At 37.8% G+C, this 24,331-nt stretch carries 17 protein-coding genes; 16 read left to right on the forward strand and 1 reads right to left on the reverse strand.

Annotated elements, in window-relative coordinates; all coding sequences use genetic code 11:
* Positions 1–5: 5 nt before the first annotated feature.
* The 9 genes from fliD (at position 6) to M2M59_RS03390 (ending at position 13,228) form a co-directional block, all read left to right on the forward strand.
* Positions 6–1,559 carry a flagellar filament capping protein FliD gene (fliD, locus tag M2M59_RS03350; protein WP_249775521.1) on the forward strand — a complete coding sequence of 518 codons (1,554 nt, stop codon included), beginning with the start codon at positions 6–8 and terminating at the stop codon, positions 1,557–1,559.
* A 41-nt stretch (positions 1,560–1,600) separates the two neighbouring features.
* The gene (fliS, locus tag M2M59_RS03355; RefSeq protein ID WP_249775522.1) at positions 1,601–1,999 is read left to right on the forward strand and encodes a flagellar export chaperone FliS; all 399 of its coding nucleotides are present in this window, start codon (positions 1,601–1,603) and stop codon (positions 1,997–1,999) included.
* Positions 1,999–2,358 carry a flagellar protein FliT gene (locus M2M59_RS03360; protein ID WP_147194642.1) on the forward strand — a complete coding sequence of 120 codons (360 nt, stop codon included), beginning with the start codon at positions 1,999–2,001 and terminating at the stop codon, positions 2,356–2,358. Before fliS ends, M2M59_RS03360 begins: the two co-directional genes overlap by 1 nt.
* Before the next feature lie 118 nt (positions 2,359–2,476).
* The gene (locus M2M59_RS03365; RefSeq protein ID WP_149031980.1) at positions 2,477–2,863 is read left to right on the forward strand and encodes a PilZ domain-containing protein; all 387 of its coding nucleotides are present in this window, start codon (positions 2,477–2,479) and stop codon (positions 2,861–2,863) included.
* 143 nt (positions 2,864–3,006) lie between these two features.
* Positions 3,007–7,584, forward strand: a complete 4,578-nt coding sequence (locus M2M59_RS03370) for a hypothetical protein (RefSeq protein WP_249775523.1) — start codon at positions 3,007–3,009, stop codon at positions 7,582–7,584.
* A 240-nt stretch (positions 7,585–7,824) separates the two neighbouring features.
* Positions 7,825–8,394: a ribosome hibernation-promoting factor, HPF/YfiA family gene (gene hpf / locus M2M59_RS03375; protein ID WP_249775524.1), complete on the forward strand. Its 570-nt coding sequence runs from the start codon at positions 7,825–7,827 to the stop codon at positions 8,392–8,394.
* A 390-nt stretch (positions 8,395–8,784) separates the two neighbouring features.
* The gene (gene secA / locus M2M59_RS03380; RefSeq protein WP_249775525.1) at positions 8,785–11,292 is read left to right on the forward strand and encodes a preprotein translocase subunit SecA; all 2,508 of its coding nucleotides are present in this window, start codon (positions 8,785–8,787) and stop codon (positions 11,290–11,292) included.
* Between the two features lie 264 nt (positions 11,293–11,556).
* Positions 11,557–12,655, forward strand: a protein-coding gene (gene prfB, locus M2M59_RS03385; protein ID WP_147195101.1) for a peptide chain release factor 2 whose coding sequence is annotated in 2 segments (ribosomal slippage) — positions 11,557–11,628 and positions 11,630–12,655 — 1,098 coding nt in all. Because the reading frame shifts where the segments join, the coding sequence is not laid out codon by codon here.
* A 219-nt stretch (positions 12,656–12,874) separates the two neighbouring features.
* Complete coding sequence (locus M2M59_RS03390) at positions 12,875–13,228, forward strand: YhjD family protein (RefSeq protein ID WP_066784719.1); 354 nt, start codon at positions 12,875–12,877, stop codon at positions 13,226–13,228.
* Here M2M59_RS03390 and M2M59_RS03395 read toward each other — a convergent pair.
* Positions 13,218–13,778, reverse strand: a complete 561-nt coding sequence (locus M2M59_RS03395) for a competence protein ComK (protein WP_249775526.1) — start codon at positions 13,776–13,778, stop codon at positions 13,218–13,220. The two genes, M2M59_RS03390 and M2M59_RS03395, sit on opposite strands and share 11 nt — an antisense overlap.
* Before the next feature lie 446 nt (positions 13,779–14,224).
* Here M2M59_RS03395 and uvrB point away from each other — a divergent pair, with 446 nt between their 5' ends.
* The 7 genes from uvrB to M2M59_RS03430 all read left to right on the forward strand — a co-directional run bounded on the left by uvrB (position 14,225) and on the right by M2M59_RS03430 (position 24,279).
* Entirely contained in the window at positions 14,225–16,207 is a 1,983-nt protein-coding gene (gene uvrB / locus M2M59_RS03400) for an excinuclease ABC subunit UvrB (protein ID WP_147194624.1), read from the forward strand.
* A gap of 5 nt (positions 16,208–16,212) precedes the next feature.
* The gene (gene uvrA / locus M2M59_RS03405; protein WP_249775527.1) at positions 16,213–19,077 is read left to right on the forward strand and encodes an excinuclease ABC subunit UvrA; all 2,865 of its coding nucleotides are present in this window, start codon (positions 16,213–16,215) and stop codon (positions 19,075–19,077) included.
* Positions 19,078–19,234: 157 nt separating this feature from the next.
* Positions 19,235–20,431, forward strand: coding sequence for a DUF4097 family beta strand repeat-containing protein (locus M2M59_RS03410; protein ID WP_249775528.1), 1,197 nt, complete (start codon positions 19,235–19,237; stop codon positions 20,429–20,431).
* A 211-nt stretch (positions 20,432–20,642) separates the two neighbouring features.
* Entirely contained in the window at positions 20,643–21,329 is a 687-nt protein-coding gene (ftsE, locus tag M2M59_RS03415; protein ID WP_066784729.1) for a cell division ATP-binding protein FtsE, read from the forward strand.
* Positions 21,319–22,203, forward strand: coding sequence for a permease-like cell division protein FtsX (gene ftsX / locus M2M59_RS03420; RefSeq protein ID WP_066784732.1), 885 nt, complete (start codon positions 21,319–21,321; stop codon positions 22,201–22,203). Before ftsE ends, ftsX begins: the two co-directional genes overlap by 11 nt.
* 61 nt (positions 22,204–22,264) lie before the next feature.
* Positions 22,265–23,542 (forward strand): murein hydrolase activator EnvC family protein, encoded by a 1,278-nt coding sequence (locus tag M2M59_RS03425; RefSeq protein WP_249775974.1) that lies wholly within the window; start codon positions 22,265–22,267, stop codon positions 23,540–23,542.
* A 161-nt stretch (positions 23,543–23,703) separates the two neighbouring features.
* Complete coding sequence (locus tag M2M59_RS03430; RefSeq protein ID WP_249775529.1) at positions 23,704–24,279, forward strand: peroxiredoxin family protein; 576 nt, start codon at positions 23,704–23,706, stop codon at positions 24,277–24,279.
* Positions 24,280–24,331: the final 52 nt, after the last annotated feature.

Consider the following 24,331-nt stretch of genomic DNA (forward strand, 5'->3'; position numbering starts at 1 on the left):
ATGAAATGGCGAACATATCTAGTTATTCTTATTTGCAATCAAGCAGCAATCGTATCACAGGCTTAGCCTCGGGTATTGATACTGAATCTATGGTGGAAAAGCTTATGCAAGCGCAAAGTGCCCAAATGGAAAAGCTTCAACAACAAAAGCAAAAATATGAATGGCAACGCGACTCATACCGAGAAGTGAATACAAAACTATCCACATTTGAAAAGACATTCTTTGATGAATTTGGGCTTCAAAACAAATATCCTTCAAAAACAGTAAATATATCGGATAGTACAAAAGTTTCTGTGACAGCCTCTGGAACAGCAAATGGATCACTTTCAATAGAGAGTGTTAAACAGCTTGCGACTGCAGGTAAGGCAACAACAGTAACATTACCCCAAGGTGTTGAGAAAAATACCAAATTATCGGAGTTGCCTAGTTTCCCGGGTCAGGATGGAATGCTCACGCTAAGTGTTCTTCAAAACGATGGATCAATGAAAGAAGTTAAAGTTGCATATAAAGGTACTGATACTATTACTGATTTTACAGGCAAACTAAATAAAGTAGGTTTAACTGCACTTTTTGCAAATGGTCAAATGTCGCTTAAAGCCAATGTAACAGGAGAGCCTCAAGATGGTAAAGCTGGTTCTGTTCGGTTTGTTAGTGATAATACAATGGAGAATGGAGTAGAATCCACAAACTCTCAAAGTAAAGGTATCATGGAATTACTAGGTTTTGATACAATAAATCCACTTGTAGAAAATGGTCAGAATGCGATCTACAAAATAAATGGAATTGAAATGGAAAGTCAATCTAATCAAGTTTCTATCAATGGATATAGTATTACATTGAAGCAAACTTTTGCCGAAGATCCTAATAATGCAAATGCAGTTACTGTTACATCTACAACTGATACAGATGCAATGGTAGATAAAATGAAAGACTTTATAACATTGTACAATGATCTTATGACTTCATTAAATGATAAAATCGGTGAAGCTAAGTACAAGGATTATGCCCCACTTACTGACGCTCAACGTTCACAAATGACCGAAGATCAAATTAAAAAATGGGAAGAAAAAGCGAAGTCTGGATTGCTCCGAAATGATTCAATAATAAGTAACGCACTAAACAATTTGCGGGGAACTCTATATAAATCAGTAGATTTTGGTGATGGTAAAGGTAAGGCTTTATTTGAGATAGGAATTACTACTACCAAGGATTACAATGATGGTGGCAAATTAGAGATTAATGAAACGAAGTTACGAGAGGCATTAACAAAAGACCCGGAAAGCGTTATGAAAATTTTCACACAACCTGACACAGGTATTGTGGCACAAATGCGTAAAATCTCTCAAAATACAGTGAAAGAAATTGAAGAACGTGCAGGTAAGGCATCTTCTGTGGATAATACTTATACCCTCGGTAAACAACTTGAAAGTCTAACGGACAAAATTACTGATTGGAAAGATCGCTTAAAAATCATTGAAAATCGTTACTGGAAACAATTTTCTGCCATGGAAGATGCCATTGCACGTGCGAATAGCCAAGCCTCTTACTTTGCTCAATAGATTTTTGAATAGACCATGTAAATTAAAAGGAGTTGTCCAACTTGCAAGCACAAAATGCGTATAATGCATACAAACAAAATAGTGTCACAACTGCCTCACCTGGGGAGTTAACACTGATGCTATACAATGGCTGTCTCAAATTTTTGCACCAAGCGAAAAAAGGGATATTAGAAAAACAAATGGATGTTAAGAATACCAATCTTCTCAAAGCTCAAAATATAATAAAGGAATTAATGTCAACTTTAAATATGGATTTGGCAGTTTCTAATGAAATGATGGTTCTATATGAATATATGAATAGGCGATTAGTTGAGGCAAATATTAAAGTTGACCCGTTAATAATTGATGAAGTGGAGGGACTACTAGTAGAGTTCCGTGATACATGGAAAGAAGTCATAAAGTTTAACCGACAAAAACAGTTTGTTGGGAATCAATTATAATGGATTTGCTTCAACAACTATTGCAAGTATCCGCGCAACTTTTTAAACATTTGTCCGAGCTGCCGCCGGATAAAGAGCGGGATGATTATTTACAAATCACAGAACGTTTACTAGATGAACGGGGATCTATTATTGAGGAACTACAACAGTTGGAAGTAAATCCACTGCCGGGTCATCCATTTGAAAAGCAGTTGCGGGAGCTGGATGAAAGAATCCGAAAACGTTTGAAAGCCCAAAAAGATGAACTCTCAACAGATATAAAGAATCTCCATTTATCTAAGAAATCTGAACGAAGTTATGTTGATCCTTATGCGAGTGTCCGTGTGATGGATGGCAGCTACTTTGATGGTAAGAAGTAAAAGTAATTACTCTAGCGAAGGCTGCTGTTTTTGCTAGAGTCTTTTTTTGTTATATTCTTCATATTGTCACTCTCGTTATAATAGAAACAATTTAGTAGTAAAGGTGTTGGAAAGCGTTATGAAGTTTAAACGTACCGAGTCATTTCGGCATATATTTGAGAACAGGATAACTTCAAAGTATAAAGTAATAATGGACGGAATTGTACAGGATTTTTCTTCAACCTCAGAATTTTGCCAGTTAGTCGATTTAAGCCCCAGCGGTGCGAGGATTGCTTTAAACGATAATTTACCAATTGAAGGCAAAGTTTGCGTTATTGAGCTTCTCTTTGTCTTACATACCAAACCTATTGCTGTACATGGTGAAGTGAAATGGAAGCGTCCTGCTTTTGGCCATTATTATTATGGTATTGATTTAGAAACCGATGAGCTGATTGAAACGCTGATAATTTCAGAATTGAAATTACGTCGTAAACAAGAAATTATTGATAAAAAACAACAAGTATAAATCTAGACTATTCCCGTAGAGAAACAAATCTTTACGGGGTTTTTTCATTTCTTAATAAACCAGTTATTCTAACATTACCAATTCTTCTTCCGATATAATAGAAGAGAGACTATATAAATAACATTACATAAAGGGGGATTCATATGCGTAAATCATTTGTCGCTATGGGACTTGCAGCTGTATTAATGGCGCCAGCGTTTTTGTCTGCTGCTAGCAAGGAAAGTACAGAAGCACAAGCTGGTCCTGATATCTCAACCCATGCTGATATTACGATGGTATCCAAAAAAACAAGTAAAAAAGCTAAAGCAGTTATTAATAAGATTAAAGCGATTAAATCTCAAAAAGCTGACTACATCCAAAAAACAAAAACTGCCAAAAGCGCATACGATAAACTATCGAAAAAAGACAAAAAGTTAGTTGCGAATTATTCAACTTTAAAAAAACATTGGGCAAAAATACAGCCAGCTCTTAAGAAAGTAAAAAAGCTCCAAGCTGATGTCACTAAATTAACTGATAAAAACTACAGAACAAAAGCTGCTCCGCTGAAAAAGACCTATGATAGCATGAATGCAATAACCAAAGCGGCTGTTCCTGCTTCTACAGTAAAAAAATTAAATCATTATAGCAATGTCACAGGTTCATATCGTTTAATGACGCTAGCTGTAGGAAATGCAAATAGCGGAATACAAGAAAAAAATGGCCCCAAAATATATAACTTTTTAACCTCTTATAATAAGCTTTCGGGCGCTCAAAAAAATCTGTTAGACCATTTAATGAGTTCAGACGAGAAAAGTAAATTAAATGGTTATCTAACTCAAGCTGACACAATTAAAACAGCTGCCACATTGGAGAAAAAATACGCAAGTTTAAAGACATCCAGCAATACGTATGGTAAAGATGCTGTTGCTTTGTACTGGGAATACACAAATGCAACCGTAGCAGATAGCGAAGTTGCAGGGTTTATGCCGAACAGCTCTAAAATTGTGGAACTACAAAAAATCTACGAAAAGCAAATAGTGGCTGCAGCGTCTTTTGCGAACCTTGTGGATTCCATTGATGAAGGTAGTGCATCAAAAGAAGAGTTACTAAAAAAAATACAGGATGCGATAACTTCTTATAAAAATATAAGCAAACCGACAGCGAGCTCTACTCCTAACGTTTATCCTAAACTGGCGCCAATTGATGTTGTGGATAAAAAGATAATAGCTACATATAAAAAGTACGAAACCATACCAAGTATTGTTGAAGGAATATTAATTTTACCTGATTTTATTAAAATTGTGCCAGGCTCATTAACTTCAGCCCAAATTGATAATTTAATCGACCAGCTTGCAAAATATAAAAAGCTTGGAGCAGATCAGAAAGAGATAGTTCAAGCAAACGCAAAGGAAAAAAAGCCATATCTTTTAGAAGAAAAAAATGTGGCTAGTGCACAGAATATAGATAAAAGTTATGATTCAGTGCAAAAGAAAAAAACGAGTCCAACTTACTTAGCAGACCTGCAGAAGGTTTTTGATGCATATGATAATGCCATCATTGATGTTAGACGATTTATAAAGAATGCGCTTACCATTGCCGCAATTCCTACGTCTCCAGTTTACAAAGAAGCAAAGAAAGCAGCTGATGACTTTGCTATAGACGTTAATAAATTATCGGCAAATAGCACTCTACAAGACGTAAAATCAGTTGTTGCAAAATATAATGCTATGTCTAACGCAAAACCAAACCAAACAGCATTAGTAGATAAAACAGTTCTTAAGACATACAACCAATACGCAGGCATTCCACAAGTGGTAACAGCGTTTAATAAAATTCCAGATAAAACATTAAGTAATGGTTATTATGGCTATTCTACAAAGAATATTACTGACCTTTTATCCAATATTAAAACGTATAAAAAGCTAGGCACTCCTCAAAAAGCAATTGTAGACAATTCGACAACAACACACAAACCAACAATTGAGATGCTGGCAGGTGAAGAAGCCAATATTAAAGAGGCGCAAGGACTCGATAAAGCTTATGCTAAACTGAAAAAATCGAGCAAAAACTATCCAAAAGAAGCGAAAAAAGTACACATCGATTATCTAGATGCATCACCTGATACGCTTAAATATTTGGTAAATGGCCTAAAAATGGAAGGGTTGGATCAAGCCTATAAAAGCCAACAACAGCTTGCCTCAACCTTTGAGGAAATGGTTAACCAATTGAATCGCAAAAGTAATGCAACGCAAGATGTACTGCCAGTTGTCCGTTACTATTTAGCAAAGGTAGAACCTTATTCAAAAATAAGCAATCTTGTTGATAGCAAAATCATAAAAAAATATAAGCAATATGAGCCAATTGCGGATATCATGCAAATGTTTGATTTGATAAAGATTACGAATGAAAACGATATTTCACCAACTAATATTGAATATATTCAACAAGCCATCAAAACGTATAAGAAGCTGGCAGCTGATCCGAAAAAAGTAATAGATGATGCAGATCGCTCTAAATATAAATTTTTGCAAGATGGAGATGAGATAGCTCAAGCTGCAACAATTGATAAAGCATTCGAAAAAATTAAACCTACTGACAGCAAGTATGAAGTAGACGTTTTGAAAGTCTATTACACTCTTTATGACCGTGCACCGTCACAGGTGAAAAAATATGTAGTAAACAAGAAGGCCTTGGAAGAAGTAGGAACGCGATATATTCCACAGCTTGCGACAGCTAGGGAATTCGAACAAATGGTGAAAGACCTGTGGGAAGTTAGCAATAAAGGCTATACACCGGGTGTGCAAGATGTAAAAAAAGTGAAAGATTACTATGTGAATAACGTAAAATACAACAAGATTAATGCGCAGTATAATGTTCCTTTAGAAACGATTATAGATCCAACAATTATGGAACAATATCATAAATTCGAAGATATTCTGATAATCCAGGATATTGCCAAAAGCATGTATGTGCAATATGGACGGTTTGTAGAAGGAAAAGGGTATGCTTCTGGTGATAAACTAAAAAATAAAAATGACGTAAATAGTATTGTGAAGGTTATTACTCTTTATAATCAATTAGATTCACCGCAAAGAGCTATTGTCAGCAAGGCGCCAAGGTATGCTAACGACCACTCGTATGAAGAATCACACAACATTCCGTATGATCCAAATCGAGTTTTTGAAGAAAATGAAATTATTCGTCCGTCTATCCCGTTGAATGATGTGGCGATTCAGAATTTCCTAGAAGCACAAAAAATCAATGCAGCGTATGAAGCGTTAAAGCCATCTAGCTCTAGCTATAGAGATGGTGCAATTGCTCTATATTATAGATACATGAATGCGGGTCCAAACGTTCAGGCTTATGTAATCTACTCGAAAGAGATTGAGGATTTTGCTAATCGTTTTAATGCAGCAACTATTAAAGCCGAAATTGATGCATTTATCCAAGCATTGAATAAGTTGTCTAAGAGCAGTTTGTACGAGGAGGTCAATTCTGTTGTGAAACAATACAATGCATTAAATGAAGTACAGCTTTCGCTTCTAGATAAGCCAACGCTAGCAAAATATAATAGCTATTCCCCGTTAGTCGAAATGGGGAAAAATATAGCTAAAATTACTAACCAGGATTTTAAGTATAATAATAATGAAATCCAAGCAATGCTTTCTACAATTGCTATTTATAAAAAGCTAGCAAAAGATCCGAAGACCATAGTGGCAAATGTAAATAATAAACTAGATTTGAACAAACCATTTTTAGCAGACGAAGCGGCAATCAAACAAGCGCAAAAACTCGATAAGAGCTATCAATCACTTGATCCAAACAGTAAAAAGTATGGTACTGATTTGAAAAAACTAATACAAGACTACAGCAAACTGTCAACTACGGCTAAGAAATATGTAGTGACGGATTTTAATAGCATCCAATCAGGTGCTGAATACAAAACGCCAAAAGAAAAGGCAGATGCTTTTGAGAAGGCAGTCAATCGCTTGAGTCCAAAAAGTCCATATGCTGATATATTAGAAGCAGTGAAATTGTATAATGGACTTGACAAAAAAGCATTAACTTATGTAGATAGCAAAGTGCTGGCTATTTACAATAAATATGCTCCCATCGTTTCAATTGTGACAATACTAACAGATCCCTGCACTCCGTATGATAATCAGTATATTGATAATATTGCACAGGCCATAACACTGTACAATAAGTTGGGTAAGGACCAAAAGGCAATAGCAGAAGAAGCGTTAACTGTACCTCAAAAGGCCTTGCTAAATGAAGGTGACAATATTAAAGCCGCTCAAGAGCTAGATAAAAAGATTGTGGCTATTACACCTGGAAAATCTGGTTACACAAAAGCAGTCATTGAAGCAGGCAAAACTTATGACGCTATGTCGGTCAATGCCCAAAATTATGTGAAGAATAAAAGCAAATTAAGAGAATATAGGACAGATAAAAATATCGAACCTTCTATTAAAAAGCTTGCAGACTTTGAAAAAGGCGTAGCCAAGGTAGAAGAACTTGCTGCTGATGAAACAAATAATAATTGTGAAACTGGGACATGTAGTAAAGACATTGTCGACAAAATGGTTATTCTTGAACGGCTTTACCAAGATCTAAATATACCAAAGCTAATCAAGGGGGAAGAAATCAAATTAAGTACACTTATTGATCGCAAAGTACTTCAACGCTATCAATATTTCTATGCGGTTTATGATATTAAAAACCAATTGGATAATCTTTAATATAATGAAGGCCCGAGCCGTTATGGCGTTCGGGTCTTTTTTTGAAATCTAAAATATCAAAAATATATCATTTTGTTCTATATCTAAGTCCCAAGCAATATACTTTAGTGGAAATAAGACAAAATAGTGGCAGAACACAATAACAACATCAAAAAAAATTAATTAATTATGTGTTTTAAGAAGGGTTTTAACGGGCATTGTAGAATAATATTAGTATGGTTGATTAAAGGAGGAGTTTACATGCTAACATTTAACATTCGTGGTGAAAACATTGAGGTAACTCCAGCAATTCGAGAGTACGTTGAAACAAAGCTTCAAAAATTAGAACGCTATTTCAATGAAGATCTTAATGCAATTGCTCATGTAAATTTAAAGGTTTACAATGACAAGAGTACGAAAGTAGAAGTAACAATTCCTATGAAAAGTTTAACTTTACGTGCAGAAGAGGCTAATGATGATATGTATGCTGCAGTTGACTTGATTATTGGCAAGTTGGAACGTCAAATTCGCAAGCATAAAACAAAAGTTAATCGTAAATTCCGCGATCGTGAAGGAGTAGGCATTTACTTTGCAAATGTTCAGACTGAAAATTCCCCTGGAGCAGTGACTGATCCGAATGATTCAGAGGAAGAACTATCAGTTGTCCGTACAAAACAACTTTCCTTGAAACCTATGGACGAAGAGGAAGCCATTCTACAAATGAACTTACTCGGTCATGATTTCTTTATTTACACAGATGCAGAGTCAGACGGCACAAATATTGTCTACAAACGCAGAGATGGTAAATACGGACTGATTGAAACTAGTTAAGATAATAAATTCATAGTATTTGCTTTTTAGATAAGCCTAGCAGGAGCAACCTAATGTTTGCTCAGCTGGGCTTTTGTGTGATATCCTTCATTATCAATTTTTGAAATCAAATCTTTCCTTCTATGTATTTCTTTTAAAAGAAATTAAAGATTGATTTTTCAATTTATTTACTTTACTGTTAAGTTATCATTACTGTTATATGTTAAGTGAACGCTCACAGTAGATGATTTGATTCATCACACTGAATAGATTTGTAAATTTCAATTCTGTATATCTTTTTTCCTTGTATTATTTGTTTAGGAATAATAGATTTTTACTAATTGTTCATTTGCTTTAAACGTTCAGACAGTGTTAAAATGAAGGTTGAGACTATATAGGATGTGAAAATCAATGCCTAGCATATTAAATAAAATTTTTGATCCAAATAAAAAAGAATTAAAACACTTAGAAAAAGTTGCAAGTGCAGTCGATGCATTTGCTGAAGATATGGCTAAATTAACAGATGAAGAATTAAAAGCAAAAACGAATGAATTCTACGAACGTTTTTCTAACGGCGAAGATTTAGATAAAATTCGCCCTGAAGCTTTTGCAGTTGTTCGTGAGGCATCTAAACGCGTTTTAGGCATGTACCCTTACCCAGTTCAATTAATGGGGGGCGCAACGCTTCATGAAGGGAATATTGCTGAGATGAAGACAGGGGAAGGTAAAACGTTGACTTCCACTTTACCTGTTTACTTAAATGCCCTTACTCATAAAGGCGTGCATGTTGTTACAGTCAACGAGTACTTAGCAAGCCGTGATGCTGAAACAATGCGTCCATTATATGAATTTTTAGGTTTAACAGTTGGATTGAACTTGAATAACATGTCAAAAGATGAAAAAAGAGAAGCTTATGCTTGTGATATCACATATAGCACAAACAACGAACTTGGCTTCGACTACTTGCGCGACAACATGGTGCTTTATAAAGAAGAACGTGTTCAACGCCCGCTGCATTATGCAGTAATCGATGAAGTGGACTCCATCTTAGTCGATGAAGCCCGTACACCTTTAATCATTTCTGGTCAAGCGAATAAATCAGCTGCCTTATACAAACAATCAAACGCGTTTGTACGCACATTGAAAAAAGATGAAGACTACAATTATGATGTAGAAACTAAAGGCGTTACAATGACAGAACAAGGGATTGAAAAAGCAGAGAGAGCTTTCAATATTGATAACTTGTTTGATTTAACGCATGTTGGTCTAAACCATGCCATTAACCAATCGTTAAAAGCGCATGTTAGTATGCACTTGGATGTTGATTATGTGGTACAAGACGGTGAAATATTAATCGTTGACTCATTTACAGGACGTATTATGCAAGGCCGCCGTTATTCAGAAGGATTACACCAAGCCATCGAAGCAAAAGAAGGCGTGGAAATTCAAAACGAGTCTATGACCATGGCGACTATTACGTTCCAAAACTATTTCCGTATGTATGAAAAGTTATCTGGTATGACAGGTACAGCTAAAACGGAAGAAGAGGAATTCCGCAATATTTATAATATGAATGTTGTTGTGATTCCGACTAACAAACCAATTGCACGTGATGACCGTCCGGATTTAATTTATGCATCTATGCAAGGTAAATTTGAAGCGGTGGCAAATGAAATTGCAGACCGTCATAAAAAAGGGCAGCCAGTACTTGTTGGTACAGTTGCTATCGAAACATCAGAATTAATCTCGCACTTATTAGCAAAACGCAGCATTCCGCACAATGTCTTGAATGCGAAAAACCATGAGCGCGAAGCAGAGATTGTTGCAGAAGCAGGTCAAAAAGGCGCTGTAACTATTGCAACAAACATGGCTGGTCGTGGTACAGATATTAAACTTGGTGAAGGCGTACTTGATTTAGGCGGATTAGCCGTTATTGGTACAGAACGTCATGAATCACGCCGTATCGATAATCAGCTGCGAGGCCGTGCTGGACGTCAAGGTGACCCTGGTATCACACAATTCTATCTTTCTTTGGAAGATGAATTGATGAAACGTTTCGGCTCAGAAAGCATGAAAAATATGATGACAAGATTAGGGATGGACGATACACAGCCAATCCAATCGAAAATGGTATCCAAAGCCGTTGAATCTGCTCAAAAACGTGTAGAAGGCAATAACTTCGATGCGCGTAAACGCTTATTGCAATATGATGATGTCTTGCGTCAACAACGTGAAATCATCTATAAAGAGCGTTATGAGGTATTGGAAACAGAGAATATGCGTGGCTTAGTTGAATCAATGGTAGACGAAGTACTAGTTAGCGCAGTTCATTCATATACAACTGAAGAAAATCCAACTGAATGGAATCTAACAGGACTAGCAAGTTTTGTAGGTGCTAATTTGCTACCAGAAGGCGTTGCTACTGTCGATTCATTCAAAGGTAAAACCCAAGAGGAAATCATTGAATTCCTTCGCACTGAAGTGCAAAAAGAATATGATCGCAAAGAAGAAGAACTTACGCCTGACCGCATGCGCGAATTTGAGAAAGTTATTTTGCTTCGTGCAATTGACTCTAAATGGATTGACCACATCGATGCAATGGATCAATTGCGCCAAGGTATTCATCTACGTGCTTACGCTCAAACAGATCCGCTTCGTGAATATCAATCAGAAGGTTTTGCGATGTTCGAAGCAATGGTAGAAGCAATCCGTTCTGACGTTGCTCAATATGCAATGAAAGCAGAAATCCGCAGTAATCTTGAACGTGAAGAAGTAGCGAAGGGTGAAGCGGTAAATCCGAAAACCGATGAAAAGACTTCTAAACGCAAGCCAGTCCGTAAACAGCAAGAAGTAGGTCGTAATGATTTATGCCCATGCGGTAGCGGTAAGAAATATAAAAACTGCCACGGTGCTGTATAAAGAGTAAAAATAGTGGGATCCTTTTCTCCCGCTGATGAGCTCTTACTGCCCGTAATGTGGGTTAAAATGAATGATGTAATTGGCAAAAGGAGCTGTTCAAAATTTGAACAACTCCTTTATGTCTTTTCATAGGTATAGTTGTAGAAAATTCTCCCTTCTATAAGTATACTTACAGTGAATAACATCCAGCCTTAGTTGTTGAAAATTGGCCAAGATGCGTGATAAATTATTGAATATTTAATGTAATTGGAGGAACAAATTATGATGGAATTATCAGATGTTCGGAACGACCTTGATGGGACGTCCACAAAATTAGAAGACTTTAGGGGGTCTCTTTGACTTAGAAAACAAAGAGGCGCGGATTCAAGAATTGGATGAAATGATGCTTGAGCCATCTTTCTGGGATGATCAAAACAATGCGCAAAAAATTATCAGTGAATCCAGAGGTTTAAAAGAAATCGTCAACGAATTTCACGAATTAGTTGAAACGCAAGAAAACCTTGAAATGACACTGGATTTATTGAAAGAGGAACCAGATGAAGAATTGCAGCAAGAACTTTTTAACGAGATGGATGAGTTTAAAAAACGCACCGAGGATTTCGAACTGCAATTGCTTTTAAGCGATCCTTACGATCAAAACAATGCCATTGTGGAACTTCACCCAGGTGCAGGCGGTACCGAGTCCCAAGATTGGGGGTCTATGCTTTTGCGTATGTATACGCGCTGGGCAGAAAAACATGATTTCAAAGTAGAAACATTAGACTACTTGCCAGGCGATGAAGCAGGGTTGAAGTCTGTTACACTCGCAATTCGTGGACATAATGCATACGGTTACCTGAAAGCCGAAAAAGGCGTTCATCGCCTTGTACGTATTTCACCATTCGATTCCGCGGGACGTCGACATACTTCCTTTGTGTCTGCAGATGTTATGCCGGAGTTTACTGATGAGATTGCTGTTGAAATTCGTTCAGAAGATTTAAAAGTAGATACGTATCGTGCATCAGGCGCAGGAGGACAGCATATTAATAAAACAGAATCCGCTGTCCGTATTACTCACTTGCCAACAGGTGTTGTGGTAGCATGCCAGGCTGAACGCTCACAAATTAAAAACCGTGAGAAAGCGATGAATATGCTGCAGGCGAAATTGTATCAGCTAAAAGTAGAAGAGCAGCAAGCTCAGCTAGATGATATCCGCGGTGAACAGAAGGAAATCGGCTGGAGTAGCCAAATCCGTTCATATGTATTCCATCCGTATTCAATGGTGAAAGACCATCGCACCAACACAGAAACCGGTAATGTCCAAGCGGTGATGGATGGCGATATTGACCAGTTTATTAATGCATATTTGCGCTCACAATTATAAAAACTGTAAGTTATGAATAAATAATACGCCCGAGTGGATAGACTTTTGCAAGGTCTCATCTGAACGGGCGTATTTTTTGCTAGTAGCGGTGTTGTCTCTTTCTATTTTGGGTATTGAGACAAAACATACCAAACGTTTGTTCTTAAATTTACTTGCTAAATGAGCAACTCGAATATAAAATAAAATAAGAACGTTTGTTTTCTATGGAGGTTGTTGGCGATGTTGAATTTATCGAATGAAGCAATTCATAGGTTAGAGCAGGCCATTTACTTGCCAATGGTGCTGCAAATTCTAAAACGTGATAGCAAGGAATTTGAGCAAGGGCATTTTAAATTAAAACAACCCTATATAAGGCTGCTTGAACAGACAACCAAGCGAGTCCACAAAGAACTGGCTGAGACGAAACGTTATTTGGCTATGCATCAGCTGCAAGTATTCCGCGGGGAGCGAGATGATCTATTCTCCGAATACATTTTTATCAATAAAAGAGCCCAAGATTGCCGGCGATACTCGAATATTCGGCTGCGCAATCATGTGGAGGAACTGTTAACTCACTATTTATCTAAGTCATAAGAAACAAGCCGCGCTCTATAATTGAACGATTGTCCATTTTTTGATGCCTATTGATCACCTCGTCCATATGACGGAAATAAAGGATGGAAGCATAATATTGCTGCCTTGAAAGGGTTGTAAAGCTTAAATGTTCCTCTATATAAACTCCTTGCTTGAAATATAAGCCCATTTCTTGTTTATTCATCATAGTATGTCCTCTAAAATTTTGCCACAAAATCCACGCGTTATGCTTTTTCTTAGGTGATGCAGTCGGAAAGAAAATATACGGCTGTAAAAGAGCCGTTAAGATGATAGGTAGTTTAATTATCGTGTCTGATTTAGCATGTTCGTTTACTTTGCTAAATACGTAATTTGAATATTCCAGTGATACGTCCAAAGAAGTGCCGAGTGAAGTACAAATATAATTAATCAACCGGGTCACGGTACATGAGACGATGTATTGACGATTCAGCTCAATAACAAGTGAATAATTACGTTTGTCTACCAAAATAGGCTTAAGCATGCAAATATCCGGTGTGAGATAAAATTCATGAATTTTTATAATTTCCATTTTTATTCCTCCTAGTATGTTGGTGGATTCAAAGACTAAATTTACGGGTATATAATGTTCTCAACTACACTATTTCTATAGATAATGAGAAAGTAAAAAAGATTGCATATTCATGTTGTTTTTCCTATACTAACAAAAAGCATTTCAGGAAATAAAACAGAGAAAAGTGCCATATCATTGGTCGTTCTTCTCTTTTTGTTGGTAGAATGAATACTTTGCTTGGGCCATATGAGGGTAAAATTAAACTATTTTTGTTTTACTTTCTCAGTAAAAGCCCCCAAAGTCGAAAACTGTGACTGTTATCATTCAATTTAAAAATTAAAAACCGTTCAGATGGAGCGGTTTTTTTATTTAAACAATAAAACGTACGTTCGCTTATTTCTGGATACTTGTGCGTAGCTATGTTAAAATATGTCTATGAGTTTTAAGGAACGGGGAGGAACCAAATGAGTAAAGATTTCGAATTACATTCCGCATATCAACCGAGTGGTGACCAGCCTGCAGCGATTAAAGAACTGGTTGAAGGCGTTAGACAAAATAAACAGCATCAAACACTCCTTGGAGCAACAGGAACAGGGAAAACATTCACGATTTCAAACGTTATCAAAGAAGTGAAAAAGCCGACGTTGATCATTGCGCATAATAAAACGCTCGCAGGTCAACTTTACAGCGAGTTTAAGGAGTTTTTTCCAAATAATGCTGTCGAGTATTTCGTCAGCTATTATGATTATTACCAACCGGAAGCGTATGTGCCACAAACCGATACCTACATTGAAAAGGACGCCAGCATCAATGATGAAATCGATAAACTGCGGCACTCTGCCACTTCCTCATTGTTTGAACGAGATGATGTAATTATTATTGCATCCGTTTCTTGTATCTATGGCTTGGGGAACCCGGAAGAATACCGTGAAATGGTTGTGTCCATTCGTACAGGGATGGAAATTGAACGCAACCAGCTGCTCCGCAAACTGGTAGATATCCAGTATGAACGAAATGATATAAATTTCACGCGTGGTACCTTTAGAGTGCGCGGAGATGTAGTCGAAATTTTCCCTGCATCTCGAGATGAACACTGTATCCGTATTGAATTTTTCGGGGATGAAGTTGACCGCATTAGAGAAGTAGATGCGTTGACAGGCGAAGTACTTGGAGATAGAGAACATATTGCTATTTTCCCAGCATCCCACTTCGTTACGCGTGAGGAGAAATTATTAAAAGCAATAGATAATATTGAAGTAGAACTGAAAGATCAATTAAAACATATGCGAGAAGAAGACAAGCTGCTTGAAGCACAGCGATTAGAGCAACGAACGAATTACGACTTGGAAATGATGCGCGAAATGGGCTTCTGCTCTGGCATAGAAAACTATTCAAGGCATCTTACATTGCGCCCGGCTGGTGTTACACCTTATACATTGCTTGATTACTTCCCGGAAGACTTTCTGCTTGTCATTGATGAAAGCCATGTTACATTGCCGCAAATCCGTGGTATGTATAATGGAGACCAAGCACGCAAAAACGTACTAGTAGAACACGGATTCCGCTTGCCGTCGGCGCTTGATAACAGGCCGCTGAAATTTGAAGAATTTGAGAAACATATTCATAACGCAATTTATGTTTCGGCAACGCCTGGTCCTTATGAATTGGAACATACACCTGAGATGGCTGAACAAATTATCCGCCCGACTGGCTTGCTTGATCCAGAAATCGATGTACGCCCAATCGAAGGCCAAATCGATGACCTAATGGATGAAATTCAAAATAGAATTCAACGGAATGAACGTGTACTCATTACGACGCTTACGAAAAAAATGTCGGAGGATTTAACCGATTATTTAAAAGAGATGGGCATCAAGGTACAGTATTTGCACTCTGAAATAAAAACGTTAGAGCGTATTGAGATTATTCGCGAGCTGCGTGTAGGAACTTATGATGTACTAGTCGGTATTAACTTGCTTCGTGAAGGACTAGACATTCCGGAAGTTTCGCTTGTCGCTATTTTAGATGCGGATAAAGAAGGTTTCCTTCGTTCAGAACGTTCTTTAATCCAAACAATAGGACGTGCTGCCCGAAATGCCAATGGGCATGTCATTATGTATGCTGATCGCATTACAGATTCAATGGCAAAAGCACTCGAGGAAACGGAACGCCGTCGTACAATTCAAATGGAATATAATGAAAAACATAATATTACACCTAAAACTATACAAAAAGAAATTCGTGATGTGATTCGCGCAACACAAGCTGCCGAGGAGCCTGAATCATATCTGACAAAGGCAACCAAAGGCAAAAAGCTTACAAAGGCGGAAAAAATCACATTGCTTGAATCATTAGAGACAGAAATGAAGGATGCTGCAAAAGCGCTTGATTTTGAGCGGGCAGCAGAATTAAGAGACACTATTTTGGAATTGAAGTCGGAAGGATGACCAATTTGAAAAATCAAGAGATTGTAGTACAAGGTGCCAGAGCAAATAATTTAAAAAATATAGATGTGACCATTCCAAGAGACCAATTAGTCGTGATTACTGGTTTGTCGGGTTCAGGGAAATCCTCTCTCGCTTTTGACACGATTTATGCGGAAGGTCAAAGGCGTTATGTTGAGTCGCTGTCATCTTATGCACGGCAATTTTTAGGTCAGATGGACAAGCCGGATGTAGATGCGATAGAAGGCTTATCGCCTGCCATATCAATCGATCAAAAAACAACAAGCCGAAATCCACGTTCAACAGTCGGAACGGTAACGGAGATTTATGATTACCTGCGATTGCTTTTTGCTCGTGTCGGAAAACCAATCTGTCCAAAGCATGGTATTGAAATTACTTCTCAAACCATTGAACAAATGGTGGATCGCATTAAGCAGTATCCTGAGCGTACCAAGCTTCAACTGCTTGCACCCATGATCCAAGGGAGAAAGGGCACACATGTAAAACTTTTAGAGGATCTAAAAAAACAGGGGTTTGTCCGTGCACGAATAGATGGTGAACTCCGCGATTTAGACGATAATATTGAATTAGACAAGAATAAAAAACATACGATTGAAGTGGTCATAGACCGTATCGTTTTAAAAGAAGGCGTCGAGGCACGTATAAGCGATTCATTAGAAACAGCGTTAAGGCTTGCAGAAGGCCGTGTAGTAGTCGATGTGATGGAACATGAAGAATTGTTATTCAGCGAACATCACGCTTGTCCTATTTGTGGCTTTTCAATCGGCGAATTAGAACCGAAAATGTTCTCCTTCAACAGCCCGTTTGGTGCATGTGCAAGATGTGATGGTCTTGGCTCTAAACTAGTAGTAGATAAAGAATTAGTCATACCAGACTGGGATTTGACATTGGATGAAGGAGCCATTGCTCCATGGATTCCAACAAGCTCACAATTCTATCCACAATTATTGAAAGCTGTTTGCTACCATTACGGCATCCCAATGGATGTGCCGGTAAAAGAGCTATCAAGTGAACAAATGGATAAGATATTGAATGGATCGGGAAATGATAGCATTCACTTCCACTATGAAAATGAATTCGGAAGCGTGCGAGACCAAAATATTTTCTTTGAAGGTGTGTTAAGAAATGTAGAACGACGCTACAAAGAAACTAGCTCGGATTATGTACGTGAGCAAATGGAAAAATACATGGTACAGCAACCATGTCCATCATGTCACGGTCATCGTTTAAAACCCGAATCATTAGCTGTAAAGATCAATGGTATGCATATTGGTGAAGTAACAGAGCTATCTGTAAAAGAAGCATTCCAACTATTTAAAGAACTAGAGCTATCGGAAAAAGATATGCAGATTGCCCGGTTGATTTTAAGAGAGATCCAAGAGCGATTAAGCTTTTTAATCAATGTTGGTTTGGATTATCTAACATTAAACCGTGCAGCAGGTACATTATCGGGCGGGGAGGCACAGCGAATTCGTCTAGCCACTCAAATTGGCTCTCGGTTAACTGGTGTGTTATATATCCTTGATGAGCCGTCAATCGGACTACATCAGCGCGATAATGACCGTCTGATCGCTACATTGCAAAGCATGAGAGATCTGGGCAACACATTGATTGTTGTCGAGCATGATGAGGATACAATGATGGCCGCTGATTATTTAATCGATGTAGGACCTGGCGCAGGAGCACATGGCGGTGAAATTGTTGCTGCCGGTACACCACAGGAGGTTATGCATAATCCGCATTCATTGACAGGGAAATATTTAAGTGGCGAGAAATTTATCCCATTGCCAATTGAACGGAGAACCCCTGATGGCCGCTATATCAAGATTAAAGGGGCAAGAGAAAACAATTTAAAAAATGTAAAAGTAGATATTCCATTAGGCGTATTTGTGGCAGTAACTGGTGTTTCTGGATCTGGGAAGAGTACGTTAGTCAATGAAATTCTATATAAAACGCTCGCTCATAAATTGAACCGCGCCAAGATTAAGCCTGGCGAAGTGAAAGAAATAGAAGGGATCGAGCAGTTAGAAAAAGTGATAGATATTGACCAGTCACCGATCGGTAGAACGCCACGTTCTAACCCAGCAACATATACAGGGGTATTTGATGATATTCGAGATGTGTTCGCTTCTACAAATGAAGCGAAAGTACGCGGTTATAAAAAAGGACGCTTTAGCTTTAATGTCAAAGGCGGACGCTGTGAAGCGTGTCGTGGAGATGGAATCATCAAAATTGAGATGCATTTCTTGCCTGATGTTTACGTACCATGTGAAGTATGTCATGGCAAACGTTATAACAGGGAAACACTTGAGGTAAAATATAAAGACCAAAATATTTCAGATGTGCTCGAAATGACAGTTGAAAATGGCTTGGAATTCTTCAAAAACATCCCACGTATTGCTAGAAAGCTGCAAACATTAGTTGATGTGGGATTAGGTTATATCAAACTTGGCCAACCAGCGACTACGTTATCCGGTGGGGAAGCGCAACGCGTTAAGCTGGCATCTGAATTGCATAAACGGTCTAATGGAAAATCCATTTATATATTGGATGAACCGACAACAGGACTTCATGCAGATGATATTTCGCGTCTATTGAAAGTGTTACATCGACTTGTAGAGAATGGCGACACAGTGCTGGTTATCGAACATAATCTTGATGTAATAAAAACAGTTGACTACATTATAGATATGGGACCAGAAGGCGGAGATAAAGGTGGTACTGTTGTTGCTAAGGGAACGCCTGAGCAAGTAGCTGACACAGAAGGTTCATATACTGGTTTTTATTTGAATCGTGTATTAGAACGTGATCGAGCCCGTATGGAAGCATCGCTCGAAAAAGCGCAGAAATAGTAACCGTAAAATGATTAAGATAGCATGACTGGAAATGGAGATTTATCTGCCCTTGGGAGCTAAGTAAGCTTTGGCAGGTATATCTCCTTCCGCTATTATGAAACTTTTTGCCAGTGAATTCGTACATGTAGTAAGACGAATAATGGAGGGTGTTATTATGCAAGATGAACGTAAACGAATTTTGGATTTAGTCGAAAAAGGCACAATCACCGCCCAAGAAGCAATCGTACTATTTGAAAAACTTGAGCAGCCATCAAACATGAATCAACAGCCAAACGAAAATAAAGCAACAACTGATAGCAGCAAGACTGCTCCACAGAAAGAATATTTCGAAAATGAGTCGGAAAAAGAGAAGATGGCAAGTGACCAGTATGGGGAGCAGACAACTGAACAACGCCAATCGGGCAATGAAGATGAATTCTTTGAAGAAATACGAAAAGACTTCACACAATTTGGAACGAAATTGGTGAATTTAATGAATACTACTTTCTCGAAAGTGAAAGAATTCGATTTTGACAAAGGATTTATGAGTTCTTCAGCCTCAGAAGAAAAAATAGAAGAGTTACAAAACGCTACGTTTTCTAATATTAGCATTGATATACCCAATGGTAATATCGAGTTGATTCCAACGAACGAAGAGAGCGCGAAAATTGTATATCGAATTCGACCAACCATTGGAAAAATGTCGGATGACATATTAAAAGAATTCAATCAAGGTGTAGTCAGCAAGGCAGATGATGATACATTACGAATTGTCTCTGCAACAAAAAAACTGCGCCTAGATGCTACTATTTACATTCCGGCAAAAAAATATGATTTCGTCACAATCCGCCAATTCAATGGAGGATTTAAAACAGCTAACATTGACATCGAACAAATAAAAGTCAAAACAATGAATGGTGGTATTGATTTCAAAAATGTTGGTTTCTACCAATTGGAAGCAGAAACTGCCAATGGCGCAATTGACCTACGTGATGTGAAAGGGAAAAAAGCAGAAGTAGAAACGGTCAATGGCCGCATTTATGTCGATGGCAAAATAGAAGAATTAGATGCGAAATCAGCTAATGGCCATGTCGTAGTGACGACTCGTACTGAAAAAGCAAAGAATATCCGTGCACAAACAATTGCTGGTGCAGTGGAAATTTATATACCGAATAATACCTCCCTACAGGGTGAAGTCACTTCAAACTTAGGGAAAGTAGATGTGCGTCTACCGGATATCCAACGACAAAATGAACAAAATCAGTTCTTGCAAAAGAGTGTACAATTCTCAAAAGTAATTGAAGATACACAAACTCTGCTAGTTGAAGGGGAAACAAAAACTGGTTCAGTTATAGTTCGATATAACCTTTAAAAGTTATGGTAAGAAGACTGCTTTAAAAGAAAGCTTTAACGCTTTCTTTTGATGCAGTCTTTTTTTGCACATTAAATAACAAGTAAATAAAAAGAAACACCCAAGTAATAATTCACCTATTTGAAATACACTTGTAATGGTAGACAAATAGTGCCGTGATATAATAGAGTGGAAAATAGTCAAGTTTTACTAAAACATAGGTGGTCTAAATATGATAGAAATGAAAAATGTCTATAAAAAGTACCCCAATGGTATTGTAGCGCTGAATGGGCTCAATATAAGAATTAACCAAGGGGAGTTTGTTTATATTGTCGGTCCGAGCGGTGCTGGGAAATCGACTTTTATTAAGATGATGTATCGGGAAGAAAAAGCGTCATCAGGTGAAATTGTTGTGAATGGCATGAACCTGTCTAATTTGAAGAATAAAGAAGTTCCTTACTTAAGAAGGCAAATCGGCGTAGTCTTTCAAGATTTTAAGCTGCTGCCAAAGCTTACTGTCTTTGAGAACGTCGCATTTGCTCTTGAGGTAATTGAAGAACATCCGGAAAAAATACGGAAACGTGTGATGGATGTGTTGGATTTAGTGGGCTTAAAAAAGAAAGCGAGAATGTTTCCGGATGAATTATCGGGTGGCGAGCAACAACGCGTGTCGATTGCGAGATCCATTGTCAATTTACCAAAAGTAGTAATTGCCGATGAACCGACCGGAAACCTAGACCCTGATACATCTTGGGAGATTATGAGTTTATTTGAAGAGATTAATGCAAGAGGGACAACCATTATAATGGCGACGCACAATCGAGAAATCGTTAATAATATGAGACGTCGTGTTGTTGCCATTGAAGGCGGACTAATTGTTCGTGATGAACGAGGAGGTGATTACGGCTATGAAATTTAACACCTTGTCGCGTCATTTACGAGAAAGCTTTAAATCAATTGCCAGAAATGGATGGATGACATTTGCTTCTGTCAGTGCCGTCACCGTAACCCTATTGCTTGTAGGAGTATTTATGGTGATTATGATGAACTTAAACAAAGTTGCCGATGATCTGGAAAACGATGTGGAGATCAAAGTACTCATTGATTTACAAGCAAATGAAAAAGATGAAAGCAATCTGCAAGATCAAATTAAGAACCTGCCAGGGGTAGAATCAATACGCTATTCATCAAAAGAGAGTGAATTAAGCGGTTTAGTGAAAGACTTTGGTAATGATTTAAGTTTATTTAAACAAAGCAATCCATTGCGAAATGTTCTTTATGTCAAAGCATCCAACCCTCAACAGACAGCGAAAATCGCTAAACAAATTGATAAGATGGATGGTACATATGAAGCGCTATACGGAAAAGGGAAAATCGAGAAGCTCTTCAATGTGTTAAACACAGGTAGAAATGTGGGGATTGTACTCATCATTGCCTTATTGCTGACTGCAATGTTCCTAATTTCGAATACTATCAAAATTACTATTTTTGCTCGAAGTAAAGAGATTGAAATCATGAAACTTGTAGGTGCTACGAACTGGTTTGTACGCATTCCTTTCTTACTAGAAGGGATTTGGCTAGGTATTTTAGGATCGATTATTCCGATTGTAGTTGTAACGCTTGCGTATGCAAATATCCATAGTGCGCTAGCGCCAAGATTAAAGGGAGAAGTGTTCGAATTGCTAAGCGTTTCTCCATTTATCATTGAAATAGATGCATTGATATTAGTAATGGGCGTAATCATCGGTATGTGGGGAAGTTTTATGTCTGTACGTAAATTCTTAAAAGTGTAAGTTAAGCCATAAATGTGCAATGTTGAGAGAGAAAGAATATCAGGGGGATTCGTGGTTGAACATGAAATCAAGGGCCTTAAAAGCTTTACTATGTACCACAATCGCATTTGCTCTAGTATGGCCAACGATAAAGGTGCATGCAACATCTATCAAGGACTTAAATAGTAAACAGCAAAGAATGGACAAAGAAAAAAGTGAAATCCATTCAAAACTAGATGCAAAAACTTCTGAGATTAATCAACATCAAGCAACAATTGAGACTTATATGGACCAAATCGCTAGCCTTGATCGTAAACTTACTAAAACTGATTTGAAAATTGGTTCCGTGCTTGCGAAAGAACACAAGATGTCTAAAGCAATCAACCAATTAAGTGTTTTGGTTGAAAGCATGCAGCAAACAATCAATCAACGTTCTAAATTGCTTGATAATCGTGCAAGGGCTCTTCAAGAAAACAGTGGGAGTTTAAGCTATGTGACCCTTGTCTTACAATCACAAAATTTAGGTGATTTTATTGACCGTGTAGGTGCTGTGAATACATTATTACAAGCAGATCGCCAAATTTTACGAGAACAACGCGACAAAAAGGAGCGTTTGGAAGAGAAACAGGCAGAGCTTGATGGGAAAGTAGAGAAGAAAAAAATCTACCGTGAACAATTAGAATTGCTTCGTAAATCGTATGATGAACAAATAATAGATAAAAATCGTATAATCGACAAACTGGAAGCAGAACAAAAAAAGCTGCAAACAGGGAAGAGACTCCTTGAAAAGGAATACTCAGAAGCTGTCACGATGAGTGAAAATGTGAAAAGAGAGATTGAAGAAGAACAGCAAAGACTAGCAAACCTAGCAGCACAAATGTCCTGTACGTCAAATGCAGCTTCTTCGGCTGCTTTTCAAATGGAGACGGGCGAACTGCCCGAGGTCACGTTTGGAACATGGACAAAGCCGGCTGTAGGGCGACTGACATCCAATCACGGTTGGCGGGATTTAGGTGAAGGTGCAGAATTTCACTATGGTATTGATCTTGCGAATAAAGAGGGCACCCCTGTAGTAGCAGCCTCCGATGGAGTAGTGTTTCGTGCTAGTCCCTTGTCTACCTACGGCAATGTGATCATGATGACACATTCCATTGAAAGACATATCTTTACGACAGTTTATGCACATTTAAGCCAATATAAGGTATCTGTTGGCGAAAGGGTTCATAAAGGCCAGGTGATTGGCTATATGGGGCATACAGGCCGCGCATACGGCAGCCACCTCCATTTTGAAATCCATACAACACCATGGGAAGGGCAAAAAGTAGGAGCGGTCAATCCTTTGCGGTATATCTCATTTTAAACATAATGAATTGGTTGCTGGCTAATTAGCCGGCAACTTTTTTTATTTCCAATGTATCTATTCACACAGCATTCATAGCTTTTCAAATTAGATTGTGATAGCATTTTTAGTATGGAAACAAGCATAAATTCTTATAGATATGCAAAGCTGGAGGCGAAAAAGTGAAAAAGAAAGTTTTCGGTTTGCTGCTAGTCGCGGCATTAATTGTTTTTGCACTCACGAACTTTTTAAAGTCGAAAATAACTGAAGCAGAAAAAATCGACACCTCATACACAAAAGTAGAAACAAAACAGACAGAAAAGAGTGGATTGGAAATCGGACAATATGCTCCTGATTTTACACTTAAGACTCTCGAAGGAAAAAAAGTGAAGCTATCGGATTATCGCGGCAAAAAAGTGATACTAAACTTCTGGGCAACATGGTGTCCACCATGTAAAGAAGAGATCCCTCACATGGAGAAATATTATAAAAGCTTAAATAAAAAAGATAATGTAGAAATTTTGGCAGTTAATTTGACTAGCTCTGACAAAAGTAAAGAGTATATTAAAGAGTTTGCCGAATCCTACGATATCACGTACCCCATCTTATTGGATAAGGAAGGCGAACTGCAAAAGCAGTACGAAATTGTTACAATTCCAACTACCTTTTTCATTAATGAAGCAGGGCAGATTAAGCAGAAAGCCGTGGGCCCAATGGATAAGGGAATGATGGAAAATACAATGAAGATTTTAAAATAATTTCAAAACATGTCCACCATTTTAGTTTTATTTCAGGACTCTCTCTCATATA

The sequence above is a fragment of the Rummeliibacillus sp. G93 genome, from assembly GCF_023515935.1.
GTDB classification, from domain to species: Bacteria; Bacillota; Bacilli; order Bacillales_A; family Planococcaceae; genus Rummeliibacillus; species Rummeliibacillus stabekisii.